We start from the raw sequence: 11,001 nt of genomic DNA on the forward strand, positions 1-11,001 counted from the left end.
TACTGTCAGTCCTTTGCGCGCCCCCCAAGCCGAATCGTGCTCGATATCGATGATACCTTTGACGCGGTGCATGGCCACCAGCAGCTGCGCCTGTTCAATGCGTTCTACGACGAGTTCGGCTTCCAGCCGATCGTCGTGTTTGACGGCGAAGGCCGGCTCGTCGGGACACTGTTGCGCCCGGCCCGCCGCCCCAATGGGGCCGAGAGCGCGACCCACATCCGCCGGTTGATCCGGCAGATCGCCAGGCATTGGCCCGAGACAGAAATCCTGCTGCGAGCCGACAGCCACTACTGCACCCCGCAGGTTCTGGACCTGTGTGACGGGCTCGGGCTGCGCTATGTCTTCGGTCTGTCAAAGAACGGCCGTCTGGCGCGGAACATCTCGGCTCTGGAGGCATCGACAGCGGCGCGCTACGTCCGGACGCCGGGTCAGAAGCTGCGCCGGTTCAAAACCTTCTCCTACGCGGCTCTGTCGTGGTCGAAACCCCGCCGCGCCATCGCCCGCGTCGAGGTTGGCCCCATGGGTCGGGACACCCGCTACATCGTCACCAACCTCGAGGGCGGTCGCGGTAAGCACCTTTACGAGAAGCTCTATTCCGCTCGCGGCCAGGCCGAGAACCACATCAAGGCGTGGAAGACCCACCTCGCAGCAGACCGGACGTCGTGCTCGAAAGCCAACGCCAACCAGATGCGCCTGATGCTGCACGGCTGCGCCTACTGGGTCTGGTGGAAGCTCCGCGCGGCTTGCCCGAAGCGCTCACCATGGCGCCGCGCCCAGTTCGACACGCTGCGGCTACATCTCGTCAAACTGGCCGCCACCATCGTCGAAAAGAAGACCCGGATCATCGTGACCCTGCCGGCTTCGTGTCCCCGAAAGGGACTTCTCCTCCTTCTCTTCGACGCCCTCGCCCCACCGAAAACAGCCTGACGCAAGCGCCCCGACAAACCCCGAAACATCAACCCGTATCGCCCAAGACCCAAGTCACCGGCCGGCATGCCAACCGGACGCAAACACCGGGTGCGCGCAAGAAAACCGAGACCGGGGAAACCATCCCACGGAGCACAAGTCCGCAGCTTCATGAATTATGCGGGCTAAAAGCATCGTCAGGCGCGAAGGGTATCGGTTGACGAGAAGAACATCGCCTGACTCACCGCTGATTGAACCTGCTCTTCCTTGTAGGGCTTCGAGATCAGAAAAGCGGGCTCGGGACGGTCTCCCGTTAGGAGGCGTTCGGGAAACGCCGTGATGAAGATCACCGGGATGTCGGGCATGGCCTGAAGCAAGTCGTTAACCGCATCGATACCTGACGAATTGTCCGCCAACTGAATGTCGGCAAGGATAAGATCTGGACGCTCCGTCGCACCCAGTTCCACTGCTTCGCTGCGGGTACGGGCAACGCCGATGATCGTGTGGCCGAGATCCTCGACGATTGCGGAAATGTCGGCGGCGATGATCGGCTCGTCCTCGATGACCATGATCCGCCCGGCGACGCTCTTTTCCATGTCGGTACGCGCGGTCGCGATCAGATGGCGGACCTCGTCGCGGTCCACGTCCATGATCGTGGCGATCTGACTGATCGAGAAATCCTCGACCGTGGAAAGGAGCAATGCTTCGCGGGTGTTCGGCTGGAGCTGACCGAGCAGGTCCTGCGCCCGAACCTGAACCTCGGACCCTTCGGCCGCGACAGGTGCGCCGGATGTGCTCCAGATCGCGTGGAAAGCCTTGTAAAGGCCGACTTTCGTTTCATCGGTGCCGGCCAAGGAGGAACGATCCTCAAGTATGGCCTCGAGCGTGGCGAGCGCATATGTGTCGCCAGATTGCTGGTTACCGGTCAACGACCGGGCGTAACGCCTAAGATACGGGAGTTCCCTTGCGATGCGATCCGAAAGATCAACCGTTTCCGTTGTTGCAGACATGCGGTGCCTTGCCTTCCAGTTCTTTTCTTGGAACCAAACTGGTAACCGTGCGGTTAGTTCCGGACCTTTTAGATTTTCGCAAAAAAAGCAGACCGGACAGTATGAAGAACAACACCGAGAAGGGGGTGGGCGTGGAAGCGGAGGACATCGAAACGACGGACGCGTCGCAAGATACCGATCCTCGCATCGCCGCGCTCATCGACCAGAATCTGAAACTTGTCTATTCCGATCTCGTGCAGGAGGACCTGCCGGACCGCTTCAAGGATTTGTTGGCCGTGCTAAAGGCTCAGGATGCCGAGACGGGGAAAGATGACGCATGACCGCACGCAATCGAGAGAAGACGGCGAAGGGCGGCGAAGTCGATCCTCGGGAGGAACTGCTGGAACATCTTCCGGCCCTCCGAGCGTTCGCGCTCAGCCTGACGCGTAATGGGGCCACGGCCGATGACATGGTGCAGGACACCGTCGTCAAGGCATGGACCAACATCGAGAAATTTCAGGTCGGCACGAACATGCGCGCCTGGCTCTTCACGATCCTTCGCAACACCTACTACTCCAGCCGACGGAAGCTTAACCGTGAGGTTGCGGATCCGGAGGGAAACCTGACCGGAGGGCTTTCGGTCAAGCCGGATCATGACGGCCACCTGAATCTCACCGACTTCAAGAAGGTGTTCGAGACCCTGCCCGACGAGCAGCGTGAGGCGCTCATTCTCGTGGGAGCCTCGGGGTTCAGCTACGAGGAGGCCGCCGACATGTGCGGCGTCGCCATCGGCACGATCAAGAGCCGTGCCAACCGCGGGCGTGCCAAGTTGACTGAGCTTCTTCAGCTTGGCGAGGACGGCTCGATGGAGTTGACCGACAGCGCGACCATGGCGGTCGTGGCCGGCGGCGGGAGCGTGTTGCGCTGACGCCCTCGGGCCAGACAACCGACCCATGGCACAAATCCGTCCGTGTTCGCTTGGCAGCGCTGCTTTCGGTGGCGCTGCTTCCGATCGGGCTGATGGCGGTGTTTCAGACGCAGCGCGTGGCCGAACAGGCCAGCGAGAATGCGGAGCTTGCGCTTCTGGCACTGACGGAAAAGGCCGCCTCGATCGAGCGCCGTGACGTGCGCCAGGCCACCGGCGCCGCGGCCACGTTGGCGGCGCTGGTGCCGAACCTGATCGAGGATCCCGAAATTTGCTCGGCGCGAATGCGTGCGGTCACGGATCGTGTCCCCCAATTCGGCTTTGCAGGTTACATCCCGACGAACGGCATAATGACCTGTGCCTCAAGCGGCGCCCCGTATGATTTCAGCGACGACCCGATCTTTGCGGAGGCCATGGCCAATCCACGGCCGCGTGTGCAGATCACCGGTTCAGGGCCGATCAGCGGGGATACCGTCCTGATGATATCCGTCCCGGTTTTCGAGCCGGGGACAGGGGCCATGGCGGGCTATGTCACGATCTCTACCCCCTATAGCAGCCTCTCGTTGTTCAAGGCGCAGGATTTCTCGGAGGATCTCCTCGAACTGGTCACGTTCAACGGGCAGGGACAAATTCTCAGCACGATGGACGAGACGTCGAATGTCGGCGCGTTCCTGCCCGAAGCGTTGACCCTGAGGGAAATCTCTCAAGGCCCGTCGCGTGCCATCCGTGCACAAGATGCCTCGGGGGAGGAGCGAATATATACGTTCGCCCCCGTCGAGCAGGGTCTCTTCTACGTCTTGGGCATCTGGGAGGAAGGCGCACAGATGTCCGGCGAACGGAGCGGACAGATGCTGACCGTCCTGTTCCCGGCCCTGATGTGGCTCGTCAGTCTCGTGGTCGCGCTCATGGCGGTGCACCGCCTTCTGACGCGGCATCTTCAGCGGCTGGGCCGGCAGATGGCCCTGTTCGCCGCCGCACGACGTCTGCCCGACCGACCCGATGCCGGCGATCCGCCGACGGAGATCCTGCGCATCCAACAGGCGTTTCAGGCGATGACAGACGTTCTGATCCGGGATGAGGCGGCTATGGAAAATGCCGTCCGCGCCAAGAGCGTGCTGGTCAAGGAAATCCACCACAGGGTGAAGAACAACCTTCAGCTCATCTCGTCGATCATCAACCTGCAAATCCGCGACAGCGACAACGATGAGACCCGCCAAGCCCTTCGCAGGACACAGGACCGCGTGCACGGAATGGCGACCATTCATCGCGATCTCTACCAGACGAACGAGAGCGGCCTCGTGAATGTCGGAAACCTGATCCGGGAAGTCGTCGTCCGTTCGGTCGAGTTGAGCGGTGAACATCACGATGTCGACCTGCAGATCGATGTCGCCGATGTCTGGCTTTATCCCGATCAGGCGGTGCCGTTGTCGCTTCTGGCGTCCGAGGGCGTCATCAACGCCCTCAAACACATGCCCGAAGAGGGCGCCGGGAGCCGCTGGCTCGCCGTACAATTTACCGAGGACGGGGACGAGGAGCGCCGGTGCACCTTCGAGATCCGGAACGAAACGCCGGCCGAACCGCGACCGATCCAGCGTCCCGGTGGAATGGGGCGCAAACTGATCCGAGCATTCGCTACACAACTTGACGCGGACGTGCGAACCAAGGAGGCAGGCGGCATCTTCCGCCTGGAAGTCACCTTCACGGCCTCCGATTTTGCCCCCGCGCCAGGCGCCTATTAGAGCCCGATCGAAGGACCCACATGAACCAGCATGAGCATCATGTCGAAGACGTCAGGGTGTTCCTGACGGGCTCCGAAGCCTTTCCCGAACTCGAAAGATTGTTCCTGAACGCGAAGGAACGGGTGACCCTGTCCTTCCGGATCTTCGATCCATCGACGCGGCTGCATTCTCCCGAGGCGCGCGAGATCGGAGAGGATTGGTTCGACCTTGTCGTTCATACCCTGCAACGCGGCGTGCGCATTCGGATCGTCGTCAGCGATTTCGATCCGGTCATCCGCCCCGACTATCATCAGCGGGCGAACCGCTGCGTCCGCCAGTTGATCGCGGCGGGCGAGGCGTCGGGACGCCCCGACCTCATCCATGCCACGGCCGCGCTCCACCCGGCTCGCGTCGGCTGGCTTCCCGGGCTCGCCCTGTGGCCAAGTGCGCGCGCGTATCTTCTAAAGACGGTGAAGGGCCTCAATGCCGCGAAGGAGGCGGCGCGTCGCCGGCGTCTGTCGGAGCTGCCGCGGCTTCGCCCCTATCTGCGTATCCTGCGCGACGAAGTCCTGCTTCGCCCCTTCAGCCGACCGCAGCTGACGCCGGTGACGCACCACCAGAAGCTCGCGCTGTTTGACGGCGAGCAACTCTATATCGGCGGCCTCGACCTCAACGATCGGCGCTACGACACGCTTGAACACAAGAAACCGGGCCATTCGACGTGGCACGACATTCAGCTTCTTGTGCGCGGCCCGGCTGCGCAGGATGCGGAGACGCATCTCGAAAGCTTTCTTGACGTGGTGGAGGGCGGCCGGAAGCCGCCGGAAACGCCGCACATCCTGCGAACTCTTTCGGCCAAGCGCAGGATCGAGATCCCGTACATGTCGCCGCGGATCATAAAGACGGAGTTGGCCGACGCGCATCATGCCGCGGCCAGATCGAGCGAACGCCTCATCTATATCGAGACCCAGTTCCTTCGCGACCGGCCGTTTTCCCGCACGCTGGAGCGTGAAGGGCGCAGAAATCCGAACCTTAATCTTATCGTGATTCTTCCAGCCGCGCCGGAAGATGTCGCCTTTCAGGACAATGACGGCAGCGACGCACGGTTTGGCGAATACCTGCAGGCGCGCTGCGTCATGAAGCTTCAGCACGCGTTCGGCGATCGGCTGTTCCTCGGCGCACCGGCGCAGACGCGCAAGGCGGAACCGGGCGGGCGCGGTCAACTCTACGGCGCGCCCCTGATCTACGTCCACGCGAAGGTGTCGATTTTCGATGACCGCCAAGCTCTCGTCTCCTCGGCCAACCTCAACGGCCGCAGCTTCAAATGGGATACGGAAGCCGGCGTGAAACTCGAACGCGCCGAGGATGTCCGCCACCTGCGGCATCGCTGCATGTCTCACTGGCTCGGGGGGGATGTTCCCGACGTTTTCGATGATCCCGCCCGTGCCGTGGCGGCCTGGAGAGATCGGGCGCGTGCGAATGCGCGGCGCGATCCTGCGGCTCGGCACGGCTTCATCCTGCCGTACTCCGCGGCTCCCGCACGCAGGTTCGGCAGGCATTTGCCGGGGATTCCGGAAGAGATGGTCTGAGACGGTCGCAGGGCCTGCCCCGCATGCTCCTGCGGGGGCATGGAAGCGCGGGACAGACCCTGTCTGGCCGTGAACCCGGTGCATCAACTGGTCCGAGGGAAGACCTGCACGTTCGGTTCGGCTGATCCCGGGGGCCAAGGATGAGGGGAAATGGCGCCGCCGTTCTCGATGACGGAACACGCCCGTGCGAGATCGGTTCCCGCAAAAGTTGCATTTGTTCCAGTCTGCCGATCCGGCAACACCCGCACGCGTTTCCTCTGCATCAAAACAGGCTGACCCGTGCCCCCTCCCCCAGGCGTTCATCCGTTTCAGCCCATGGCATTGGGCAAGATTGTGACGATGCCGGGAAACACCGTGATGAGGGCGACGCCCACGAGAAGCAGCAGGAAAAAGGGAAAGGCCGCGCGCGCAATCCGCAGGATGTTCAGCCCGGTCAATCCTTGGATGACGAACAGGTTGAAACCGACGGGGGGCGTGATCTGGCTCATCTCGACAACAATGACGAGGTAGATGCCGAACCATAGCGGATCGATGCCTACTGCCTCGACCATGGGCAGGATGATCGATGTGGTCAGAACGACAACGGAGATGCCGTCCAGAAAGCAGCCCAACACGATGAAGAACAACGTCAGCACCGCAAGAAGCGCATAGGGAGATAGACCCATCGCGCCGATCTGGGCCGCCAGCCCGCGCGGAATACCGGTGAAGCCCATGGCCACGGCAAGGAAGGCCGCGCCCAGCAGGATGAAGGCGATCATGGCCGAGGTTCGCGTGGCCGCCATCATCGCCTCCCCCAGCAGTCGCCAGGAGAAGCCGCCGGTGGCAAAGGCAAGGATCGTCGCCAGCACGACGCCAAGAGCCGCCGCATCGGTGGGCGAAGCGAGGCCCGTATAGATCGACCCGATCACCCCCCCGATCAGAAGCGCCACCGGGATCAGGGACCGCGATGCCTTGAGCCGCGCCAGATAGGGCAGCCGTTCCCCACGGGCCGGGATCAGGTCGGGGTTCAGCCATGAACGGGCGGCGACGTAGGCCGAGAATAGCCCGACAAGCATCAGCCCCGGCAGCAGTCCGGCCACGAAGAGCCGGGCGATCGACTGCTCCGTGGCGACACCGTAGACGATCAGGATGATCGAAGGCGGGATTAGCAGGCCAAGCGTGGCGGACCCGGCCAGTGTGCCGATGACGAGGCTCTGCGGATAACCGCGCCCCTCCAGTTCGGGAACCGACATCCGCCCGATCGTCGCCGCCGTCGCCGCCGAAGAGCCCGAGACGGCCGCGAAGATCGCACAGCCCAGCACGTTGACGTGCAACAGACGTCCCGGCAGGCGCCCGAGCCACGGGGCAAGGCCGCTGAACATGTCGCGACTGAGCCGCGAGCGCAGCAGGATCTCGCCCATCAGGATGAAGAGCGGCAGCGCGGTGAGGCTCCAGGAGTGGGAGTGACCCCAGAAGGTCGTGGCCAGAACCAGCCCCGCCGGCGCGTTGGAAAAAAGCAGCAGCGCCATCAGCGCCACGCCCCCCAGTGCCATCGCCACCCAGATGCCGGCGGCGAGGCAGGCGAACAGGAGCACGAGGAGTACAAGCCCGATAAGAACGAGATCCATCAGGCTTCCTCCCCGCCGCCAAGGACCGGCGCACGCGCAGCCCACGTCTGCGCGAAGCTGTGCAGGAGCGCCACCGTCAGCAGCGCAAGCCCCGCCACCATGAAGACCTGCGGCACCCATAGCGGCACGGGGACGATGCCCCGCGAGAGATCGCCGAAGGCGTGGCTCTCATACGCCAGCAGCGCGGCGTAATATGTCGCGTAGCCGGCAAAGGAGGCTCCGAGCACCAGCACCGCCAGCTCGACGACGAAGGCCGTGCGGCGCGGGAGCATCCGGGTGACGAGGCTCACGCGCACATGCCCGCCGGTGCGCAGCGTCCACGGAAGCGCAAGGAAGGTGGCGGCCGCGAGAAGAAAGCCCGAGAAATCCGCGTAGGACGGAATCGTCGCCGGCAGCGGCAGCCCCGCCCGCGTCGCCGCATTCAGCACCACCTGCGCCGAGATGAGCAGGCAGATGGCGCCGATGCAGCTCGCCGCAATGATCGCGGCGGCACGGTAGAGGCGGTCGAGAAACAGGGTCATGACGGACGGACGGAGGCCCCGCAGGGCCCCGTTCTCTCACTCACGGTAATCCGACAGGATCGCCTTGGCCTCGTCGGAGGCGGAAGCCTCCAGCGTCTCGAGCATGTCCTCGCCGATCGCCTGAAGGTCTTCGCGAAGCTGGTCGGACGGGGCGTAGATCGTCATCCCGTTCTGCTCCAGCTCGACTGTCTTGGCCTCGGTCTCCTCCATCGACATCTCCCAGCCGCGCGCCTCGGCGGCCTCGGCGGCTTCCATGATCGCCTGCTGCGTCTCCTCGGGGAGGCGGCGGAAGGCACGCTCGTTCACGACGATGATGTTCTTGGGCAGCCATGCATCGACCTGACCGTAATGCGTGACGAAATCCCAGGCCGACGAATTGGCACCGGTCGAGGGCGACGTCATCATCGCCTCGACCTGCCCCGTTGCGAAGGCCTGCGGAATGTCGGGGGCTTCGACCTGCACCGGCGCGGCGCCGGTCAGGGCCGCGAATTCCTCGAGTTGCGCGTTGTAGGCACGGAAGCGCAGCCCCTCCAGATCGGACGCGGCTTCGATCTCGCCGTTGGTATAAAGCCCCTGCGCCGGCCACGGCACGGAGAAGAGCGGCATCAGCCCCTCTTCGGCGAGAAGCTCCGAGATAACCGGCTTCTGCGCATCCCATAGGCTACGAGCCTCCTCGTAGGAGGTCGCGAGGAACGGCTGGCTATCGAGACCGTAGGCGGCATCTTCATTCGAAATCTGCGACAGGAGAAACTCGCCGATCTGCACCTGACCCGACCGCACCGCATTCTTGATCTCGCCATGCGGAAACAGGGATCCGGCCGAGTGGACCGTGATGTCGAGCCCCCCCTCCGTCGCCGTCCGGAGATCCTCGGCGAATTGCGAGACGTTCTGCGTGTGGAATGTCGCGTCGCCATACGGTGTCGGCATGTCCCAGGACTGGGCTGCGGCGGGTATCGCGGTCGCGGCTGCGAGCAAGGCGGCTATCGGAGTCATTTTCATCTGGTCTCTCCCGTCTGGCGTGGCCTGCGCGTTCGGTCGGCAGGTCCGGTGTGGTCGCAGACTGACCCAAGTCAGGGGACGCGGCAATCCGCGATGCCCCGCCTCCGCACCGAAAGCACCGGACGGCCTTCAATCATGCCCAGAAACGCAGGCGGGTTCGCGGCGTCACGGCGGGCGGAGTTGCCGGCGGCAATCGAATCATGTTTGCGGAGCGGAAGATGTCACGCGCTTCGCGCGGGAAATGGCAGGGGCAGCAGGATTCGAACCCGCGACCTGCGGATTTGGAATCCGCTGCTCTACCAACTGAGCTATACCCCTTCAGGTGGGGCGGGCATACGGTGCCGGACGGGCTTGCGCAAGAGGGCGCAGCGGAGTTCGCCTCGCTTCTCGGCATCTGTTCGCCCCTTTCGGGACAAACTCAAAGATGGCAAAAAAAGGATGTGCTGCCGGTCCGCATGGATCAAATGACGATCGATCAGCTCCCTTCGCAATCACCGGGACGTGATCCCGATTTGCGGGCATGCCGAAAATCCTCGGGAACCTCGGCCTGGCTCTCGTGTTGGATATGCGACGCCGCAAGGTGCTGCAAACCAACGCGGCGCTGTGCGTCAGCACAAATAAGCCACCGCTTTAAGGAGCACATTATGATCCGCACCGTAACCGCACTCGCAACCGCTGCCACCCTCTCGTTCAGCGGCATGGCATTCGCCGAAGCGCACATGTCGGCCTCGTCGATGAACGAAGGCTACAACATGCTGCAGACCGCGCTCATGAGCGATTTTGACCGTCTCGGCATCCCGACCGATACGATGGACGACCTGACCCTCGGGCAGATTGCCGCTATTAAGTCGATCCTCGAGTCCGATGATGACGAGAACCAGACCAAGGTTCAGATCGAGGCGATCATCGCCAACAATTGATCCGCATTACCGGAACGTTGAAAGGGCGGCCATGAGCCGCCCTTTTTCGTGCGCGATCGGCAGCGATTTCGTCGAGGACGCACCCTACACCCAACGGTCACGCCCGTGGGTTGCGCCGCCGCTTTATTCTGTCTTCACTAACCTAGTAGGCCCCCCCGAACGCAAGAAGGGCCCCCGCGGGGGCCCTTGTGCTGTCAGCGAAGTATTCGCCGGTACGGTCGAGAGTCCGCCCTTTTCGGAGCGGCCATCCTCACTCGGTGATCTTGGAGACCACGCCCGCGCCGACGGTGCGGCCGCCTTCGCGGATCGCGAAGCGCAGGCCCTGCTCCATCGCGATCGGCGCGATCAGCTCGACACCAAAGGACACGTTGTCGCCCGGCATCACCATCTCGGTGCCGGCGGCCAGCTCGACCGTTCCCGTCACGTCCGTCGTGCGGAAGTAGAATTGCGGACGGTAGTTCGCGAAGAACGGCGTGTGACGCCCGCCCTCTTCCTTCGTCAGGATGTAGGCTTCGGCCTCGAACTTCGTGTGCGGCTTCACCGAACCCGGCTTGCAGAGAACCTGCCCGCGCTCGACGCCTTCACGGTCCACGCCGCGCAGCAGCGCGCCGATGTTGTCGCCCGCCTCGCCGCGGTCGAGCAGCTTGCGGAACATCTCGACACCCGTGCAGGTCGTCTTGCGCGTGTCGCGGATGCCGACGATCTCGATCTCGTCGCCCACGTTGATCACGCCACGCTCGACCCGGCCCGTCACGACGGTACCGCGGCCGGAGATCGAGAACACGTCCTCGATCGGCATCAGGAACGGCTGGTCCACGGCACGCTCG

The 11,001-nt window shown here is 63.5% G+C and carries 11 protein-coding genes and 1 tRNA gene; 6 read left to right on the forward strand and 6 right to left on the reverse strand.

Translation table 11 applies throughout. The features are described from left to right. Positions 1-927 (forward strand): IS1380 family transposase (locus JSE7799_RS06805; RefSeq protein WP_055662953.1); only part of this gene is annotated, 927 nt, incomplete at its 5' end. A gap of 176 nt (positions 928-1,103) precedes the next feature. Here JSE7799_RS06805 and JSE7799_RS06810 read toward each other — a convergent pair. Then, a complete protein-coding gene (locus tag JSE7799_RS06810; protein WP_055662944.1) occupies positions 1,104-1,916 on the reverse strand; it encodes a response regulator in 813 nt (270 codons plus the stop codon). 101 nt (positions 1,917-2,017) lie between these two features. Between JSE7799_RS06810 and JSE7799_RS22110 the strand changes: the two genes are divergently transcribed. From JSE7799_RS22110 to JSE7799_RS06830, 4 genes are read left to right on the forward strand one after another with little or no spacing between them, the layout of a single operon-like run. Next, positions 2,018-2,236, forward strand: coding sequence for a NepR family anti-sigma factor (locus tag JSE7799_RS22110; RefSeq protein ID WP_055662945.1), 219 nt, complete (start codon positions 2,018-2,020; stop codon positions 2,234-2,236). Then, on the forward strand, positions 2,233-2,823 hold the full coding sequence (locus tag JSE7799_RS06820) for an RNA polymerase sigma factor (protein ID WP_055662946.1): 591 nt from the start codon (positions 2,233-2,235) through the stop codon (positions 2,821-2,823). The genes JSE7799_RS22110 and JSE7799_RS06820 overlap by 4 nt, the downstream gene beginning before the upstream one ends. Positions 2,824-2,873: 50 nt before the next feature. Next, on the forward strand, positions 2,874-4,559 hold the full coding sequence (locus JSE7799_RS06825; protein WP_055662947.1) for a sensor histidine kinase: 1,686 nt from the start codon (positions 2,874-2,876) through the stop codon (positions 4,557-4,559). Between the two features lie 20 nt (positions 4,560-4,579). After that, the gene (locus JSE7799_RS06830) at positions 4,580-6,127 is read left to right on the forward strand and encodes a phospholipase D family protein (RefSeq protein WP_055662948.1); all 1,548 of its coding nucleotides are present in this window, start codon (positions 4,580-4,582) and stop codon (positions 6,125-6,127) included. A 308-nt stretch (positions 6,128-6,435) separates the two neighbouring features. Here JSE7799_RS06830 and JSE7799_RS06835 read toward each other — a convergent pair whose 3' ends face one another. The 4 genes from JSE7799_RS06835 to JSE7799_RS06850 form a co-directional block, all read right to left on the reverse strand. Beyond that, complete coding sequence (locus tag JSE7799_RS06835; protein ID WP_055662949.1) at positions 6,436-7,734, reverse strand: TRAP transporter large permease; 1,299 nt, start codon at positions 7,732-7,734, stop codon at positions 6,436-6,438. Further along, entirely contained in the window at positions 7,734-8,255 is a 522-nt protein-coding gene (locus JSE7799_RS06840; protein ID WP_055662950.1) for a TRAP transporter small permease, read from the reverse strand. Before JSE7799_RS06840 ends, JSE7799_RS06835 begins: the two co-directional genes overlap by 1 nt. 36 nt (positions 8,256-8,291) lie before the next feature. Beyond that, entirely contained in the window at positions 8,292-9,254 is a 963-nt protein-coding gene (locus JSE7799_RS06845) for a TRAP transporter substrate-binding protein (RefSeq protein ID WP_055662951.1), read from the reverse strand. Between the two features lie 242 nt (positions 9,255-9,496). Continuing rightward, positions 9,497-9,572: transfer RNA gene (locus tag JSE7799_RS06850), tRNA-Trp, on the reverse strand. Positions 9,573-9,898: 326 nt separating this feature from the next. Between JSE7799_RS06850 and JSE7799_RS06855 the strand changes: the two genes are divergently transcribed. Beyond that, the gene (locus tag JSE7799_RS06855) at positions 9,899-10,174 is read left to right on the forward strand and encodes a hypothetical protein (RefSeq protein WP_055662952.1); all 276 of its coding nucleotides are present in this window, start codon (positions 9,899-9,901) and stop codon (positions 10,172-10,174) included. Between the two features lie 250 nt (positions 10,175-10,424). Here the strand turns inward: JSE7799_RS06855 and JSE7799_RS06860 are convergent. Next, positions 10,425-11,001, reverse strand: a 577-nt coding sequence (locus JSE7799_RS06860; RefSeq protein WP_245624823.1) for an EF-Tu C-terminal domain-related protein, incomplete at its 5' end; no start/stop codon positions are given.

Origin of the sequence: Jannaschia seosinensis, from assembly GCF_001408515.1 — a bacterium.
GTDB lineage: Bacteria > Pseudomonadota > Alphaproteobacteria > Rhodobacterales > Rhodobacteraceae > Jannaschia > Jannaschia seosinensis.